This window comes from Streptoverticillium olivoreticuli subsp. olivoreticuli (assembly GCF_003391135.1).
Taxonomy (GTDB): domain Bacteria; phylum Actinomycetota; class Actinomycetes; order Streptomycetales; family Streptomycetaceae; genus Streptomyces; species Streptomyces blastmyceticus.
In genome coordinates this window covers 6,369,088-6,384,651 of record NZ_CP031455.1, presented here as the reverse complement: position 1 = coordinate 6,384,651, position 15,564 = coordinate 6,369,088, and the positions used below count along the sequence as shown (strand labels likewise).

At 70.4% G+C, this 15,564-nt stretch carries 19 protein-coding genes; 15 read left to right on the top strand and 4 right to left on the bottom strand.

Annotated features, from left to right (window positions below; translation table 11 throughout):
• Window positions 1–665: 665 nt before the first annotated feature.
• The 11 genes from DXZ73_RS28450 to DXZ73_RS28400 all read left to right on the top strand — a co-directional run bounded on the left by DXZ73_RS28450 (window position 666) and on the right by DXZ73_RS28400 (window position 6,324).
• A complete protein-coding gene (locus tag DXZ73_RS28450; protein ID WP_116215918.1) occupies window positions 666–1,487 on the top strand; it encodes a helix-turn-helix domain-containing protein in 822 nt (273 codons plus the stop codon).
• Window positions 1,487–1,699 carry a DUF397 domain-containing protein gene (locus DXZ73_RS28445; RefSeq protein ID WP_116215917.1) on the top strand — a complete coding sequence of 71 codons (213 nt, stop codon included), beginning with the start codon at window positions 1,487–1,489 and terminating at the stop codon, window positions 1,697–1,699. The genes DXZ73_RS28450 and DXZ73_RS28445 overlap by 1 nt, the downstream gene beginning before the upstream one ends.
• 84 nt (window positions 1,700–1,783) lie before the next feature.
• Window positions 1,784–1,993 (top strand): DUF397 domain-containing protein, encoded by a 210-nt coding sequence (locus DXZ73_RS28440; protein WP_116213876.1) that lies wholly within the window; start codon window positions 1,784–1,786, stop codon window positions 1,991–1,993.
• Between the two features lie 347 nt (window positions 1,994–2,340).
• Window positions 2,341–2,871 (top strand): DUF6879 family protein, encoded by a 531-nt coding sequence (locus DXZ73_RS28430; protein WP_116213875.1) that lies wholly within the window; start codon window positions 2,341–2,343, stop codon window positions 2,869–2,871.
• A 28-nt stretch (window positions 2,872–2,899) separates the two neighbouring features.
• The gene (locus tag DXZ73_RS28425) at window positions 2,900–3,748 is read left to right on the top strand and encodes a helix-turn-helix domain-containing protein (RefSeq protein ID WP_116213874.1); all 849 of its coding nucleotides are present in this window, start codon (window positions 2,900–2,902) and stop codon (window positions 3,746–3,748) included.
• A 63-nt stretch (window positions 3,749–3,811) separates the two neighbouring features.
• Window positions 3,812–4,147 carry a hypothetical protein gene (locus DXZ73_RS28420; RefSeq protein ID WP_116213873.1) on the top strand — a complete coding sequence of 112 codons (336 nt, stop codon included), beginning with the start codon at window positions 3,812–3,814 and terminating at the stop codon, window positions 4,145–4,147.
• A complete protein-coding gene (locus DXZ73_RS28415) occupies window positions 4,144–4,368 on the top strand; it encodes a DUF397 domain-containing protein (protein WP_116213872.1) in 225 nt (74 codons plus the stop codon). Before DXZ73_RS28420 ends, DXZ73_RS28415 begins: the two co-directional genes overlap by 4 nt.
• An 80-nt stretch (window positions 4,369–4,448) precedes the next feature.
• Entirely contained in the window at window positions 4,449–4,931 is a 483-nt protein-coding gene (locus DXZ73_RS28410; RefSeq protein WP_116213871.1) for a hypothetical protein, read from the top strand.
• 113 nt (window positions 4,932–5,044) lie between these two features.
• Window positions 5,045–5,173 carry a hypothetical protein gene (locus DXZ73_RS40155; RefSeq protein WP_275898597.1) on the top strand — a complete coding sequence of 43 codons (129 nt, stop codon included), beginning with the start codon at window positions 5,045–5,047 and terminating at the stop codon, window positions 5,171–5,173.
• Between the two features lie 49 nt (window positions 5,174–5,222).
• Window positions 5,223–5,579, top strand: a complete 357-nt coding sequence (locus tag DXZ73_RS28405) for a VOC family protein (protein WP_116213870.1) — start codon at window positions 5,223–5,225, stop codon at window positions 5,577–5,579.
• A gap of 301 nt (window positions 5,580–5,880) precedes the next feature.
• Complete coding sequence (locus tag DXZ73_RS28400; RefSeq protein ID WP_116213869.1) at window positions 5,881–6,324, top strand: hypothetical protein; 444 nt, start codon at window positions 5,881–5,883, stop codon at window positions 6,322–6,324.
• Between the two features lie 161 nt (window positions 6,325–6,485).
• On the opposite strand, the gene DXZ73_RS28395 is transcribed toward DXZ73_RS28400, so the two are convergent.
• Together DXZ73_RS28395 and DXZ73_RS28390 are read right to left on the bottom strand one after the other, a co-directional pair.
• On the bottom strand, window positions 6,486–7,160 hold the full coding sequence (locus tag DXZ73_RS28395) for a hypothetical protein (protein ID WP_116213868.1): 675 nt from the start codon (window positions 7,158–7,160) through the stop codon (window positions 6,486–6,488).
• 229 nt (window positions 7,161–7,389) lie between these two features.
• A complete protein-coding gene (locus tag DXZ73_RS28390) occupies window positions 7,390–8,250 on the bottom strand; it encodes a helix-turn-helix domain-containing protein (protein WP_116213867.1) in 861 nt (286 codons plus the stop codon).
• Window positions 8,251–8,421: 171 nt separating this feature from the next.
• Here DXZ73_RS28390 and DXZ73_RS28385 point away from each other — a divergent pair, with 171 nt between their 5' ends.
• Window positions 8,422–9,012: a hypothetical protein gene (locus tag DXZ73_RS28385; protein ID WP_116213866.1), complete on the top strand. Its 591-nt coding sequence runs from the start codon at window positions 8,422–8,424 to the stop codon at window positions 9,010–9,012.
• A gap of 64 nt (window positions 9,013–9,076) precedes the next feature.
• On the opposite strand, the gene lon is transcribed toward DXZ73_RS28385, so the two are convergent.
• Window positions 9,077–11,470, bottom strand: coding sequence for an endopeptidase La (gene lon, locus DXZ73_RS28380; protein ID WP_116213865.1), 2,394 nt, complete (start codon window positions 11,468–11,470; stop codon window positions 9,077–9,079).
• A 368-nt stretch (window positions 11,471–11,838) separates the two neighbouring features.
• Complete coding sequence (locus DXZ73_RS28375) at window positions 11,839–12,618, bottom strand: rhomboid-like protein (RefSeq protein ID WP_116213864.1); 780 nt, start codon at window positions 12,616–12,618, stop codon at window positions 11,839–11,841.
• A gap of 198 nt (window positions 12,619–12,816) precedes the next feature.
• Between DXZ73_RS28375 and DXZ73_RS28370 the strand changes: the two genes are divergently transcribed.
• From DXZ73_RS28370 to DXZ73_RS28360, 3 genes are all read left to right on the top strand, one after another.
• Window positions 12,817–13,506, top strand: a complete 690-nt coding sequence (locus DXZ73_RS28370; protein ID WP_116213863.1) for a spermidine synthase — start codon at window positions 12,817–12,819, stop codon at window positions 13,504–13,506.
• 91 nt (window positions 13,507–13,597) lie between these two features.
• Window positions 13,598–14,335 carry a response regulator transcription factor gene (locus DXZ73_RS28365; protein ID WP_116213862.1) on the top strand — a complete coding sequence of 246 codons (738 nt, stop codon included), beginning with the start codon at window positions 13,598–13,600 and terminating at the stop codon, window positions 14,333–14,335.
• Window positions 14,332–15,534 (top strand): HAMP domain-containing sensor histidine kinase, encoded by a 1,203-nt coding sequence (locus DXZ73_RS28360; RefSeq protein WP_240351520.1) that lies wholly within the window; start codon window positions 14,332–14,334, stop codon window positions 15,532–15,534. Before DXZ73_RS28365 ends, DXZ73_RS28360 begins: the two co-directional genes overlap by 4 nt.
• Window positions 15,535–15,564: the final 30 nt, after the last annotated feature.

Sequence of the window (15,564 nt, the reverse complement as noted above, 5' to 3'; positions counted from 1 at the left end):
CTCCGGTCGTTGACCTCGGTCACCTTCGTGCTCAGTTGGTCACCGGCGGTCGCCGGACGGACGTCGCACGGGAACGCCTCCCACTCCCGCCCACCGGCGGGAGGCCGCAACGCCAACCGCCCACCGGTGGAGGCCATCACTTCACCGATGCGGTTCCGTCGGACGTCGACGACCAATGTCCCTACGCGGGGCGCCCATTCGACTCCTTCGGCGGCCGTCATCGGCTCACTTCCGCGCCGTGCGGCTGCCGGGGGCGGAAGTCGATGCCGTGGGCGGTGATCCAGATGAAGTGGGGGTTGCTGGCGGTGGGCGGATCGGCGAGGGGGGGCTCGGGCATCGGCGAAGGCACCCGCGCCCCCTGGGCGGGGCGGCATGCAGGTGACTCGCAGCCGGGGGTCTCCGGCCGGAAGACTGCTCTCGCCCACGCGAGGCACCGGAGGATAAAGTCGTGCATTGCTAGCGCTCCTTGTCAGCGTTGGCCAAGCCCCCGGACCGGCGACACGGTCGCGGGGGTCTCGTATGCGGCATGTCCTGCCTGCCAAAGGGCAGGGGCGTCGACACCTCTGCGGTCCGTGATCAGGCGGTTACCAGGATTGAGCAGAGGGGCATACCCTCGCCAGGGGGAACGTGTACACAACTCGCGGATGGTGACGGGCGGTTGTTCGATGACAGAACGGGAGCAGGATGAGCGACTGACGGAGCGCCAAGTGCTCGGCGCGATGATCCAACACCTTCGAAAGCGCGAAGGGTTGTCGTTGCGGGACCTCGCCGAAGAAACACGCTACGGACACAGCTACATCAACAGGGTGGAGCTGGGGACCCAGTTGCCGTCCGACGCCCTGACAGATGCACTTGATCAGCGATTCGACATGGGTGGAACCCTCGTCAAGTTCCTTGAGATGACTCGCGAGGGATCAGTGCAGGAATACGGCCGAAAGGCCGCCGCACGGGAGGCCCAGGCCGAACGCATTCAGGTCTTCACAAGTAGTGCGATCCCGGCACTGTTGCAGACCGAAGATTACGCGAGAGCCCTGCTCCGAACAGCTCGGCCGAAAGCACCGAAGAACCACTTCGATGAAGCCGTAGCCAACCGGATGGCCCGCCAGCAGGTCTTCAATCGCGAGGAACGACCGCCGTACTGGGCAGTCATGGATGAGTCGGCACTCAGACGGCCCGTCGGCGGCCAGGCGACGATGCATGGGCAACTGCTTCACACGCTGAAGGTTGCCGAAGATCCTGACGTCACCATTCAGGTACTACCCTTCGAGCGGGGCGAGTACTGGATGCTCGGGGGCAGCCTGACACTCCTCACGGCACCCAACGGCTCGACAATCGCCTACGTCGAATCGTTCGGATCCGGCGAGTTGGTAGGGTCCCCAAAGCGGGTCGTGGAGCTCTCACAACGATTCGACACCGTACGCGGGTTGGCGCTACCGGAGTGCGAATCGCTGGAGCTCGTTCGTAAGCACTTGGAGGAATACCAGTGATCGAGATACCCGGTCTGGATGCCGCCAGATGGCGAAAATCCAGTTACAGCGGCTTGGAAAACGATTGCGTTGAGGTTGCCGATGGCTTCCCCGGTTTCGTTCCTGTCCGTGACAGCAAGACCCCGGATGTGCCCGCCATCATTCTCGGCTCCGGCGCCTGGTCGGCGTTCGTGGCCGAGATCAAGGCGGGGTCCTCTCCGGCCACCGATTGACCTCAGTGCGACTATGAACAGCCCAGGTTCGGGCACCCGGCCGGGGCGGATGCTTGCCAGTCAGCGACTCGGGAGGTAGCCGACATGGCTCACGATCTCGCCAACGCCCGGTGGCACAAGAGCACGTACAGCGGTGACTCCGGGGATTGCGTCGAAGTGGCCGACGGCTTCCCCGACGTAGTGCCCGTCCGTGATTCCAAAGACGCACTGGGCCCTTCCCTCCGGGTCGCCACAAGAACCTGGTCCGAGTTCATATCGGGCGTACAGGCCGGATCTTTCCGGACCGTCGACTGACCCCGTACCGCGTCAGCCCGGGCACAAGCGCTGGGCCGGGGCTGACGCACGCTCTCTTGACCGAGCCGGTGCGGACGGCCGACGGTCGTGCAACTGACCGCAACGGGTTCGACACGGGAGGTAGCCATGGCACTAACGTTCATCGGCATCGACCCCAACACTGGTCACAACGAGTGCCCGGCGGTGGGTCGATGCAGATGCGGAGCCCGAACCCGAACTCCTCTTCCAGGGCTGGCTGGCCAACCAAGCGACTCAAGCCGAGCGCCTGAAGGACAGCCCCAAACCCGACACGGAGGCTGTGGTCCGCATCCCTGTACGGATGGTGCCGCTGATCAGGAAGGCGTGCGATGTCGCAGAGCAAGCAGCAGCCCAGCTTTAAGGAACTGCTGGAGTCGGCGCAGGGGCCAGCAGTGCACCTGGAGATGCGCGACGCCTACGGGATCGGGCCGGAGGCAAGCGACTTCGAGGGGTGGAAGCGTACGGGCCGGCGGGATGTCGATGCGGCCTCGGACTACTGGGCTCCGTGGGTGGATCTCATCCGCCGGACGGTCGCCCGGGGGGCCGTCGTTCGCAGGGCTCACATTGTGTCCGAGCCGGTGACCGAGTACATCAGGTACGAACACGCGGGCACCCCTGTCAACATCGCAGCCGGGGAACAGATCCGCTGGCTGCCCCGTCGGCAGGCATCGGACATCGCGCTGCCGGGCAACGACTTCTGGTTGTTCGACGGCCGGGTCGTGATGTTCAACCACTTCGCTGGCGACGGCGCTTCGGCAGGCCCTTCAGCGACTGAGCCCCTTGCCACCGCCAAGCTGTGTGCCTCCGCGTTCGAGGCGGTGTGGGAGCGGGGCATCCCGCACGAGAGGTACACGGTCTGAGGCTCGCCACCACCAAGCTGACAACAACATGCCTACGTCGCCATCTCCCAGAGCCCAGGTCGCCCGTGAAGCACTTGCCGAACGGTTGAAGGAAATCCGGCAGGACGCAGGACTGACGGGCCACGACCTGGCCGTCCGGTGCGGCTGGCACAAGGCCAAGTCCAGCCGGATCGAGAATGCCAAGACGGCACCCTCGGACGCCGACATCCAGGCGTGGTGCCATGCCTGCGGCGCGGCAGAGCAAGCCGCTGATCTCGTCGCGGCGAACCGGACCGCTGACTCGCTGTACGTCCAGTGGAAACGCCTCCACCGGACGGGACTCCGCAGGATTCAGGAGTCCTATATTCCCTTGTACGAGCAGACGCGCCACTTCCGTGTCTACTGCTCAAGCGTCGTGCCCGGATTCCTCCAGACCGAGGCGTACGCAACGGCCCTGCTGTCGTCCGTCGCAGCCTTCCGCGAGTCGCCCAACGATGTCACCGATGCCGTCGCGGCCCGCCTCGCTCGCTCCCACGTCGTCTGCGACGGAAACAGGCGCTTCGCCATGCTCGTGGAGGAATCAGTCCTGCGCTACCGGCTGGGCGACGCCGAAGCAATGGCCGGCCAGCTCGGCTATCTGCTGTCGGTGATGTCCTTGCCATCCGTCTCTCTGGGCGTGATCCCGTTCGAGGCGATCCGCAGCCTGTGGCCGCTGGAGACATTCAACGTCTTCGATGACAAGCAAGCCGCCGTCGAACTCCTCACCGCACAGGTCACCGTGACCGCTCCTGGAGAGGTTGCCATGTACGTGAAGGCCTTCGTCGATCTCCAGTCCCACGCGGTGTACGGGTCCCGGGCAAGGTCACTGATCACAGCCGCGATCGATGTCCTCGGATGATTGCCCTGCAACCGTCTGCAACTTCGTAGCTGCGGACACTCCCCAGTTCCTACCGTCTTGCCCATGACCACGGACATCGAAGCAGCCGCACAGCAAGCCGACGCCTTCTTGGCAGGCAAGAAGAAGGCCGACGACACGGCCTTCATGCTGGGACGAGTGCTGGCGGAGATGGGCGTCAGGGTCGGTGACAGGGACTCGTGGGCCCAGCTGACGGGACGCGCGTCCCTCTCGGGTGAGCCGTACGTGTACCTGGGGACGGTGCCGCTGGCCACGGCCCGCAAGCTGATCAATGCCCTGATCCACGCGGAGTCGGCGAGGCGGAGCGCGCCCGAACAGCGCGAGTTCGGCCGCGACGTCCGGCCCGGTGTCCGTCCCGCCTATCAGGAAGGCTCATCATGACCGACCTGTACAGCCTCGCTCTCGACGGCGCCCGGTTCTCGAAGGCGTGCGGAGGCAACACGCACCCGGATGGCGAATCGTGCGTGACTCTCGCCCGGATCGGTGAGGGCGCCTATGCCCTCGGCGACAGCAAGCGGCCGGACGCGGAGCCGCTGAGGTTCACCGCCGCGGAGCTGGAAACCGCCGGTATCGACCCGGCCCGCTTCGGCCTCACGGCCTGACCGTCCGTTCACCGACTGGCGGCTTCCGCCCTCTGGGGAGGGCGGGGGCCGCCTCCAACTGTCCGGAACGGGAAGAACAATTGCACTTCCATGCGTATCTCTGGTCCGGCGACAAAGCACTGTTCGACAAGGAAAGCGTCCGCCGTCCACCGCCGTCGGCAGAGCCGACCGCCACAAGCCCCGCCGAAGTGGCGGCGCGGTACCGGGAAGCCGTGGCGGAGTGGAAGACGACCGGCGTCCCTCCGATCGAGACCGCCCTCTGGCTGGTGAAGCCGGCGAGGATGGTCCGGGGAACGTGGAAGCACCCGAAGGAAGCCGCCGACTGGCTGAGGGAGCGGCTCGCCGAGCACGCGCCTCGGTTCTCCTCCGAGCAGGACAAGGACCCGACACGATTGGCGGTTCTCGTCGCCTCGGCTGCCGAGCAGCTGGGACGGGGCGGTGACGTGTCCCACGGGTTCTATTTGGGGCAGCCGACGTTCCTGTCGCTGGCCTTGGTGACGTGCTCCCCGAACCGCGCGGAGCCGGAGCTGAGCTGCCCTCTCGGCCAGCAGGTCGAAGTATGACGTTCACCGGCCTGGAGAGAGGCACCCTTGCACCGCTTGTCGCCCTGGAACGTCGCGGCGTAGCCGTTGGTGAGCGGCCCCAGCCGGACGAGCCCGGACCGACACTCCGCGGGATGCGTCACATCTACCTGCGCCATGTCAACGAACTCGGCGCGCAGTGGAACGACCACAGCCCCGTACACGCCCTCACGGCGTTCGCCTCCGCCACCGGCCTGCGTTCCCTGCACGGCGCCCACGAGTGACCGACACGGCGGTACCGTGCCAACTCCCCGACGCATAGGAGAACCCCGAGTGCTGCGCGGTATCCGCACCGTCATGGTCTTCGTCGACGACCCCGAAGTCGCCGCCCGTTGGTGGGGCGACATCTTCGGATCCGAGGTCAAGCTCGACATCAACGGCACCGCCGTCTACGCCTGGCTGGATCTCGACGGACTCGAGTTCGGTTTCCACCAGGCGTCCCCCAAGGCCAACCCCCATGGTGGAAGCACCGTCCCGTACTGGAACGTCGAAGACCTCGACACCGAACGCAAGCGCCTCCTGGATGCCGGCTGCATTCACCACCGCGGCCCCCTCGACGTGGAACCCGGGCGACGCATCTGCCAGCTCGTCGACCCGTTCGGCACGATCTTCGGACTCGACGGGCCCTGACACCGGAGCCCGCCCATGCGCCACGGGGCAGCCGATATTCCTGTCGCCGACCCTGGTGGCCTGCTCCCCGAACCGCGCGCGGCCGGAGCTGAGCCGCCCTCTCGGTCAGGCAGTGTCCGATGGGTCAGAGCCTGAAGGCTCACCGGCAAGCCCCCCATCCCGAGTCGGAGCCGCCGAGCGGAAGCTCGGAGGTCGGCCGGGTGCGGCCACCAGGGGAAGTCTTGAAACGACCGGTTGTGCACTGCCCTACGGGGTATCTCGTGTCGGCGTCTTCAACCCGGACAGGAAAGAAGGCACCGACGTGAGACGGATACGAAGATCCCCCCTGGTCGTCGCGGCACTGCTGGCCGCAGTGGCCGGAATCCCGGCCGCGGCCGCCGGCCAGGCTCCGGCCCCGGAGCGGAGCGCCGCCGCTGCCAAGGTCCGAGCCGATGTCGACATCACCGGCCTCTACCGGCTCAACGCCAATGGCAGCACGGGCACGTTGCACATCCTGAGCGTCAACCAGGGCCAGGTAAAGGCCGACTTCCGCTACGACGTGATCAACCAGGACGAGCACGTGAGCGGCACCTGGGATGCCGCCAACTGGGTCCTCACCCTTGTGCGCCCGTTCGAGCCCACGCAGGTCTACACCCTGTGGTACGGCGGTAGTCCCACCTACCCGTCCCGTGTGGTCCTCGGCGGCTACTTCACCCAGAGCGGCAGTCGCATAGGCACCATCGCCGAGTTCATGTGGCGCGGATGAGCGGCGAGGAGTAGGAGACTTACGCAGGCGCCCGCTTGTCGAAATGCCCCGCACCATCCGCCGCACCGCCACCTGGTGGAACCATCCCACACCCTGTAGCCCGGACACGACAGCGCCCCAGCCACCGGGCCGGGGCGCTGCATTGGCGGCGCGCTGCTGCTTCAGCTCACGAACTCTTCGCCTCCGTAGCGCACTTCGGCCTTGTGCCAGTCGACGCCGAGGGCCTTCGTGAACTTCTGGGCCAGCGGCAGATCGGCGAGCGGGGCGACCAGGATGAGCCGCCCGCCGAGGGTGACCGAGCCGCCGCCCAGCTCGTCGCGGGCCTCGGGGTTCGCGAGCAGTGCGTCGTGGAGCCTGGTCGCGGAGACGCCGGGGGCCTGGATCTCGACCGCGTCGGTCTCCGGCGAGGTGCGCGGCAGACAGCGGAAGGTCAGCACCGACTCCTGGTGGTACTGCTTGGCGATGAGGCCGGCCATGTGGTGCAGCCCCTCCCGGCCGACCTTGTTGACGTCGAACTCCCGTGAGCGCTCATAGGTGGCCTGCTTGAGATGGCCCGACCAGAAGACGCCGTCGAGCAGCTTCGAGGCGCCGGGCCTCGCACCGTTGGCGCGGATGATCTGCCGCACCTCGCGGTCGAAGCGCGTCAGGCGGGTCTTGAGCCGGGGGTCGGCCGGATCCGTGATGATCGCGGTGTTGTCGGTGGCGAAGATCTCCCCCGCTGGGCAACCATGCCCCGCCGCGCCCGCCTGAGCACTTCCCGCGCCCGCAACCCCCAGCGTCAGGGCGGAGACCACGATCAGGATACGCGGCTGCCGCCGCGCGATGACGTTCCTCATACTGTGAGCAACGAGCTCCGGCGGAGTTCGTTGCGTCTGCCACAGGGCCGGTCGGCAGTCCGTGCGGACGACGCCGAGTTGCGCTCCTGCCCGCCTGTACAGGACGAAGGTCGGCAACAATCAGCCCGGCCGGCGATTGAGGCCGCGACCGCAGGGTGCCACCGCCGCAGGCGGCAACGGGCAGCCCGAAGCCGGCAAAACGGCCGCACCCAGCGGAAGGCGCACCCCGTCAGCGCGCCAGCAGAACGCTCGTCACATGCTCCGGGAGAAAGTCCAGGGAGTCATCCGGGCCGCCGCCCGACGAGCGCGCGTCGTGGAAGCGGCCCGGCGTGCAGCCGATCATCGTGCTGAACGTATGGGAGAAGTGCGCCTGGTCGTGGAAGCCCGCTCCGGTCGCCGCCAGGGTCCAGGACATGCCCGCCCGCTTCAGCCGCAGCGCCGCCTGGAGGCGCAGCACCTGCGCGGCGCCCTTGGGCGTGGGGCCGAGCTGTTCGCGGAAGCGTCGTTCGAGGTGGCGGCGGCTCCAGCCCGTGCCGGTGGCGAGGTCCTCGATGCGGATCCGGCCGTCCGTGCGTCGTAACTCGCCCCAGGCCCAGGCCACTTCGGGGTGGACTCGCGGGCCGGTGCGCAGCCGGGTGGCCAGGGCGTGGTCGAGCAGGGCGAAGCGGGCGGGCCAGTCCGGGCATTCGGCGAGCCGTTCGGTGAGCTGTCCGGCGCCGTGGCCCAGGAGGTCGCCGGGGTCGAGCGTGAGGTGGGCCCACTCGGCCATGGGGACGGCGAAGAGCCTGTAGGCCGCCGGAGGGGACAGCAGGACGGTGACGCCGTGCAGCAGCCCGCGGTGCACGCCGATGGCCGCGGTGGTGCGCAGGCCGTTGACGAGGGAGGTGGCCGTGGTCACGGCGCCCGGTTCGACCGCGTCGACCATGTCGAGCGGGGCGCCGAAGCCGAGCATCACCTTCACCACGCCGTCGGGCACCACGAGCCGGCGGCGCGGGCCGCGTACCCCGAAGTGGAAGCCGCGGTAGCCCAGGACCGATCCGCGCAGCTCGGCGGCCGGCGCGCTGCGGACCAGTTGCTGTATCGCGGCCACGGCTCCCCCACCCGGCGCGTGCCTATGACATCCGCTTCACCGTACGTCCTCGCGGGCCGGAACCCAGGCGGGAAATCGGTCGCTTTCCTACAATCCACGCCGCCGCCCGGCCGCCAGACTCGGCGTCGCGGGCATGGACATGCCCGCGACATACAAGGGGGAGGGAACACCGTGACCACACACCGGATCAGAGGCAAACGCCTGCTCGCCGTGCCCGCGTGCATGGCGCTGGCGCTCACCGCGGGGCTCGGGGCGTCGCACGCCACCGCGGCCGGGAGCGGCCGCTACGCGGCACAGGCGGAGCACGCCGGGCTGACCGGCGCGCAGTCCGTCGCGCTCCAGAAGGACGTGGACCGCTACGTCGCCCGGACCGGCGGCAAGCAGGTCTCGGCCAACCGGGTCGACGTGAAGGACGGCTTCCTGCTCGTCGCCGTACCGGGCGAGAAGTACGCCCGTGACCTGCGCACCACCACGCACCCGACGAGCGTGGCCGACTGCGACTACCTCAACTTCTGCGGCTGGCCGGAGGCGTACTACCAGGGCACCGTGTGGGAGCACTCCAAGTGCGGTGTCTTCTGGGAGATCCCGGACGGCTGGAACAGCGGCGGTTCGTGGTGGAACAACCAGTCGAAGGGCCGCGTGTCCAAGATGTACAACAAGAGCAAAAAACTCGTCTACTCGACGCCACCGGCCCAGGTGGGCGACGGCTCGTTCGACGCCACCGCCGACTGGCACCCGGTCTGGTACGTGAAGGTCTGCTGACCCGGCACCGAGGAGAGGCTCCCGCACGGGGGCGGGAGCCTCTCCTCGGTGGTGCCGGTGGGCGCTACGCCGCCATCGCCACCTGCGACGACGCCGGCTGGAGGGCCAGTTCGAGGACCTGGCGGACGTCGGCCACCGGGTGGACGTCGAGCTTGGAGAGGATCTCCTCCGGGACGTCGTCCAGGTCGGGTTCGTTCCGCTTGGGGATGACGACCGTGGTCACCCCGGCGCGGTGGGCCGCCAGCAGCTTCTGCTTCACGCCGCCGACGGGGAGCACCCGGCCGGTCAGCGAGACCTCGCCGGTCATCGCCACGTCGGGGCGGACCTGGCGGCCGGACAGCAGGGAGGCCAGCGCGGTCGTCATCGTCACGCCCGCGCTCGGGCCGTCCTTGGGGACCGCGCCCGCGGGGACGTGGAGGTGGACGCCCCGCTCCTTGAAGTCGCCGACCGGGAGCTCCAGTTCGGCGCCGTGGGAGCGGAGGAAGGACAGCGCGATCTGCGCGGACTCCTTCATCACGTCGCCCAGCTGACCGGTCAGGGTCAGCCCCGCGCCGCCCGTCTCCGGGTCGGCCAGCGACGCCTCCACGAAGAGCACGTCGCCGCCCGCCCCGGTCACCGCGAGGCCGGTCGCCACGCCGGGCACGGCCGTGCGCCGCTCGGCCGGGTCCTGCGCGGACTCCGGCGTGTGGTGCGGGCGGCCGATCAGGGCGCGCAGGTCGTCCGCGCCGAGGGTCACCGGCAGCTCGCGCTCGCCGAGTTCGTGCTGAGCGGCCACCTTGCGCAGCAGCCTGGCGAGGGCGCGCTCCAGGGTGCGTACGCCCGCCTCGCGGGTGTACTCGCCGGCCAGCGTGCGCAGCGCCCCGTCCTCCAGGGTCACCTCGTCGCCCGCCAGGCCCGCGCGCTCCAGCTGCCGGGGCAGCAGGTGGTCGCGGGCGATGACGACCTTCTCGTCCTCGGTGTAGCCGTCGAGGCGGACGAGCTCCATACGGTCCAGGAGGGCCTCCGGGATGGAGTCCAGGACATTGGCCGTGGCGAGGAAGACGACGTCCGAGAGGTCGAGTTCGACCTCCAGGTAGTGGTCGCGGAAGGTGTGGTTCTGCGCCGGGTCCAGGACCTCCAGGAGGGCGGCCGCCGGGTCGCCGCGGAAGTCCGAGCCGACCTTGTCGATCTCGTCCAGGAGGACGACCGGGTTCATCGAGCCCGCTTCCTTGACCGCGCGGACGATCCGGCCGGGGAGCGCGCCGACATACGTGCGCCGGTGGCCGCGGATCTCCGCCTCGTCGCGCACGCCGCCCAGGGCGACCCGGACGAACTTGCGGCCCATCGCGCGGGCGACGCTCTCCCCCAGCGAGGTCTTCCCGACGCCGGGCGGACCGACGAGCGCGAGCACCGCGCCCCCGCGCCGCCCGCCGATCACGCCCAGCCCCCGGTCGGCGCGCCGCTTGCGCACCGCCAGGTATTCGGTGATCCGCTCCTTCACGTCCGCGAGGCCCGCGTGGTCCGCGTCGAGGACGGCCTTGGCGCCGGGGATGTCGTACGCGTCCTCGGTGCGCTCGTTCCAGGGGAGCTCCAGGACCGTGTCGAGCCAGGTGCGGATCCAGCCGCCCTCGGGGCTCTGGTCGGAGGCCCGCTCCAGCTTCTCGACCTCCTTGAGCGCGGCCTCGCGGACCTTTTCCGGCAGGTCGGCGGCCTCGACACGGGCACGGTAGTCGTCCGGCTCGCTCTCGGGGTCTCCGTTGAGGTCGGCGAGCTCCTTGCGGACGGCCTCCAGCTGGCGGCGGAGCAGGAACTCGCGCTGCTGCTTGTCGACGCCCTCCTGTACATCCTTGGCGATCGACTCGGCGACGTCCTGCTCGGCGAGGTGCTCGCCGAGCCAGCCCACGGCGAGCTTCAGCCGGGCCACCGGATCGGCGGTCTCCAGCAGCTCGACGCGTTGGGCGACGGTGAGGAACGGGGAGTAGCCGGAGTTGTCGGCGAGCTGGGCCACGTCGTCGATCTGCTGGACGCGGTCCACGACCTGCCAGGCGCCGCGCTTGCGGAGCCAGCTGGTGGCGAGCGCCTTGTACTCCTTCATCAGCTCGGTGACCGAGCCGGGCAGGGGGTCGGGGGTGGCCTCCTCGATCCGGGTGCCCTCGACCCACAGCGCGGCGCCGGGCCCCGTCGTGCCGGCCCCGATCCGGACGCGCCCCAGCCCTCGGATGAGCGCGCCGGGGTCGCCGTCGGAGAGGCGGCCGACCTGCTCCACGCGGCCGAGCGTGCCGGTGCCCGCGTACGAACCCTCGACGCGCGGCACGAGCAGCACCTGTGGCTTGCCGTCACCGGCGGCGGCCTGCGCGGCCTCCACGGCGGCGCGCACTTCGCCGTCGGACAGGTCGAGGGGGACGACCATGCCGGGCAGTACGACCTCGTCGTCGAGGGGCAGGACGGGCAGGGTGAGCGGTGTGGACGTGAAAGCCATGATCTCCCCTTCGGCAGGCAAGTTGAGCTATGCCGACTCAATGCGTTTGGCTCCGCCGGTGTTCCCGGGTGGGTGTTCGCTCTGAGCGATCGGCTGGGCGCCGGGCCGTTGCCGCCTGCGGCGGGCTTGTTCCCCAGCCCCGCCCCTTCCCGAACTGGGGCTCCGCCCCAGACCCCGGAGCACGCTCCGCGCGCTGTCCTCAATCGCCGGACGGGCTGAAATCAGCCCGTCCGGCGATTGAGGACGCGCCCGCAGGGCGCCCCCGCCGCAGGCGGCAACGGACCGGCGGCCGGGGGTCTGGGGCACGCGCCCCAGTTTCGGGAAGGGGCGGGATAGGGGAACAAGCCCGCCGCAGGCGGCAAAAGCGGTCAGGCTTCGGGGGTGCCGGGGTCCGGCGCAGGCGGGCGGCGGGCGTCGCGGATGAAGGGGCCACAGGCCATCCCGGTGAGCAGCGCTATGGGATGGCCCCAGCTCGCCAGGGGGTCCGCGAAGTCGATCAAGTCCTGCGCGCACATCAGCACCGCGAAGCCCCGCAGCATCCAGCCCGCCGGGCGTCGCAGCAGACCGGCCAGGGCGCCCGTGCAGGCCATCACACCGAAGCTGATGCCGTAGTCCAGCCGGTGCAGCGACGCCTCCGGCAGCCGGCCCGCCGCCACCGCGCCGGCCACCGGCAGTTCCGTGGCGAGGGTGGCCAGGACGTGGCCGAGGAGGAAGACCCCGGCCGTGCGGGCGGGGCCGATGCGGCGTTCCAGGGCGCTGAGGACGAGGGCGAAGAAGATCCCGTACAGCGAATAGAGGCCGCCCGCCACCCACAGGGCGCTGGCGACGAGGACGACGAGGGGCTGTTCCGCGAGGTGGGCGGCGTCGGTGCTGGAGTCGCGCAGGAGCTGGTTGACGGTGGCCTCGTCGCCGAGGTCGGCGTAGAGCGCGGTGCCGAGCAGCACGAGTCCGTAGACGAAGGTGAACGGCGTACCGGTCGGCGTCGGCAGCACGCGCCGCGCCCACCCGAGCGGGGAGAACCGCCGCCGCGTCCGAGGGGGCGGAGCGGGCACGCCCTCGACCGGCTCGCGCTGGGCCGGCAGAGGGCCGGGCATGCCGCCCGGAGCGTCGTCCTCGGCCGTCCGCTCCCCGGGGTCAACCACAGTCACTCGGCCAGGCCCCTTTCCGGCGGCTGCGCGGCGGATCGCGGGCGGTCGTGCCCCATGCCTCACGCTCCGCCCTCACTGTGAACATTAAGGTCCCAGTGGCCCGGCAAATCAACCTCTGCCCGTGACTCCTGCCACGGGCCTCAACCGAAGATCCGTCCGCTGCGTCCGCCGGGCTCCCCGATCTACGGAGGCCCCGCCATGACCGATCAGGATGTCCGTTACGAGTCGCCCGTCACGGTGGACCGCCGCGAGGGCCCCCACGGCGAGGTCGTACTGCGCCGGAGGGGCGGGATCTACGAGATCATCGCGAACGGCTGCTTCCTGATGGACACCTCCGACGGGCGCTCGGAGCGCCTCCTGGTCGACGCGGCGCTGGCCGCCCTGCCCGCCGGGCGGCGGGACCCGGCGGTGCTGATCGGCGGCCTGGGCGTCGGCTTCTCGCTGGCGCGGGCGGCCGGGGAGCCGCGCTGGGGGCGGATCTCCGTGGTGGAGCGCGAGGCGGCGGTGATCGACTGGCACCGGAGCGGACCGCTGGCCGCGTTCTCGGGTCCGGCGCTCGCCGACCCGCGTACGGAGATCGTGCACGCGGACCTGGTCGCGTACGTAGGGACGACTCCTGTCACTTATGACGCGCTGTGCCTGGACATCGACAACGGCCCGGGCTGGACCGTCACCGAGGACAACGGGGGCCTCTACTCCCCCGCCGGGCTGCTGGCCTGCCACGACCGGCTGGCGCCCGGCGGCGTGCTGGCCGTGTGGTCGGCGCGGCCGTCGGAGGCGTTCGAGGACGCGCTCCGGAATGCCGGGTTCGAAGGGGTAAGAACCGAAGAGATCGCCGTTGCCCGGGGCGTCCCCGACGTAGTCCACCTCGCGCTCCGTGCCGCGTAGCCGTCCCCCGCCACCTGCCCGTACTCTGCTTGCCACAGCCGCAGGACTGTGTGGAGACGCAGGCCAACGGAAGACGCTAGGGGCGGGGCGCATGGAGCAGACACACATCGGCCCGAACGGTGCCGCAGCCTCCGCCGGGGCACAGCGCCGGGTGCTCGTCGTCGAGGACGACCGGACCATCGTCGACGCCATCGCGGCCCGGCTGCGGGCCGAGGGGTTCCAGGTGCGGACCGCGGGCGACGGCCCGGCCGCCGTGGACGCGGCGGAGGCCTGGCAGCCGGATCTGCTGGTCCTGGACGTGATGCTGCCGGGCTTCGACGGCCTGGAGGTCTGCCGCCGGGTGCAGGCGCAGCGGCCGGTGCCCGTGCTGATGCTCACCGCGCGCGACGACGAGACCGACATGCTGGTCGGCCTGGGCGTGGGCGCGGACGACTACATGACCAAGCCGTTCTCGATGCGGGAGCTGGCGGCGCGGGTGCATGTGCTGCTGCGCCGGGTGGAGCGGGCGGCGCTCGCCGCGCACACGCCGCGCACCGGCATCCTGCGCCTGGGCGAGCTGGAGATCGACCACGCGCAGCGGCGGGTGCGGGTGCGCGGCACGGACGTGCACCTGACGCCGACCGAGTTCGACCTGCTGGTCTGTCTGGCGAACACCCCGCGCGCCGTCCTCTCCCGGGAGCAGCTGCTCGCGGAGGTGTGGGACTGGGCGGACGCCTCCGGGACCCGGACCGTGGACAGCCACATCAAGGCGCTCCGCCGGAAGATCGGCGCCGAGCGGATCCGTACGGTCCACGGGGTCGGCTACGCGCTGGAGACCCCGGCGGCATGAGCGGCGGGACCGGCTGCGGGCCGGGCCGCACCGGCGGGGCGGGTGCCGCCGCCCGCGCCGCCGGGATCCGCGGCGCGGACGGCGGCGGTGCCACGGGCGCGCAGGACCGCCCCGTGGCGCCGGCGGGGCTGGGCGGCCGGGTCTGGGAGGCCCTGCGGCCGCTGGATCCCTACCGCTCGGTGAAGGCGGCGCTGGGCGCGCTGGTCATCGGGTCGGTGGTGATAACGACCTTCCTGGTCTTCGTGGCGCTGCACTCGGCGACCGAGCTCCGGGTGATCACCGTCTTCTCGATCATCGCCTCGCTGTTGATAACGCAGTTCGTGGCGCACGGGCTGACCGCGCCGCTGGACGAGATGACCGAGGTCACCCGGGCGATGGCGCAGGGGGACTACACACGGCGGGTGGGGGCCGGGCGGCGGGACGAGTTCGGGGACCTGGCCACGGCCTTCAACCGGATGGCGGCCGACCTGGAGGCGGTGGACACCCACCGCAAGGAGCTGGTCGCCAATGTCTCGCACGAGCTGCGCACCCCGATCGCTGGCCTGCGGGCGGTGCTGGAGAACGTGGTGGACGGGGTCTCGGCCGCCGATCCGGAGACCATGCGCACCGCGCTGCGCCAGACCGAGCGGCTGGGCCGCCTGGTGGAGCAGCTGCTGGATCTCTCCCGGCTGGACAACGGGGTCGTGCCGCTGCACGCGCGGCGCTTCGAGGTGTGGCCGTATCTGGCGGGCGTGCTGAAGGAGGCGGGGATGGCCAGCGGCTCGGGCTCCTCCCCGCACGCGCGCAAGGACGTCCATCTGCACCTGGACGTGTCGCCGCCGGAGCTCACGGCGCACGCCGACGCGGAGCGGCTGCACCAGGTCGTGGCGAATCTGGTGGACAACGCGGTCAAGCACAGCCCCCCGCACGGCCGGGTCACGGTGCGGGCGCGCCGGGGCGAGGGCGCCCAGTCGCTGGACCTGGAGGTGCTGGACGAGGGGCCGGGCATCCCGGAGGCGGAGCGGCACCGTGTCTTCGAGCGTTTCAACCGCGGCGGCTCGGGTCAGCAGGGGCCGGGCAGCGACGGCGGTACGGGCCTGGGGCTGGCGATCGCGCGCTGGGCGGTGGATCTGCACGGGGGAAGCATCGGCGTGGCCGAATCCCCTCAGGGGTGCCGCATACAGGTCACCCTTCCGGGAGGGCCTCGCGATCAAGGTTGACGTAGGGTCGGTGGCGGAAGCACACATTCG

Bases quoted from the DNA above. Each gene is read 5' to 3' on its own strand.
- DXZ73_RS28450 (WP_116215918.1), top strand. From the start codon at position 666: ATGACAGAACGGGAGCAGGATGAGCGACTGACGGAGCGCCAAGTGCTC.
- DXZ73_RS28440 (WP_116213876.1), top strand. From the start codon at position 1,784: ATGGCTCACGATCTCGCCAACGCCCGGTGGCACAAGAGCACGTACAGC.
- DXZ73_RS28430 (WP_116213875.1), top strand. From the start codon at position 2,341: ATGTCGCAGAGCAAGCAGCAGCCCAGCTTTAAGGAACTGCTGGAGTCG.
- DXZ73_RS28425 (WP_116213874.1), top strand. From the start codon at position 2,900: ATGCCTACGTCGCCATCTCCCAGAGCCCAGGTCGCCCGTGAAGCACTT.
- DXZ73_RS28420 (WP_116213873.1), top strand. From the start codon at position 3,812: ATGACCACGGACATCGAAGCAGCCGCACAGCAAGCCGACGCCTTCTTG.
- DXZ73_RS28415 (WP_116213872.1), top strand. From the start codon at position 4,144: ATGACCGACCTGTACAGCCTCGCTCTCGACGGCGCCCGGTTCTCGAAG.
- DXZ73_RS40155 (WP_275898597.1), top strand. From the start codon at position 5,045: ATGCGTCACATCTACCTGCGCCATGTCAACGAACTCGGCGCGCAGTGG.
- DXZ73_RS28395 (WP_116213868.1), bottom strand. From the start codon at position 7,160: ATGAGGAACGTCATCGCGCGGCGGCAGCCGCGTATCCTGATCGTGGTC.
- lon (WP_116213865.1), bottom strand. From the start codon at position 11,470: ATGGCTTTCACGTCCACACCGCTCACCCTGCCCGTCCTGCCCCTCGAC.
- DXZ73_RS28370 (WP_116213863.1), top strand. From the start codon at position 12,817: ATGACCGATCAGGATGTCCGTTACGAGTCGCCCGTCACGGTGGACCGC.
- DXZ73_RS28365 (WP_116213862.1), top strand. From the start codon at position 13,598: ATGGAGCAGACACACATCGGCCCGAACGGTGCCGCAGCCTCCGCCGGG.
- DXZ73_RS28360 (WP_240351520.1), top strand. From the start codon at position 14,332: ATGAGCGGCGGGACCGGCTGCGGGCCGGGCCGCACCGGCGGGGCGGGT.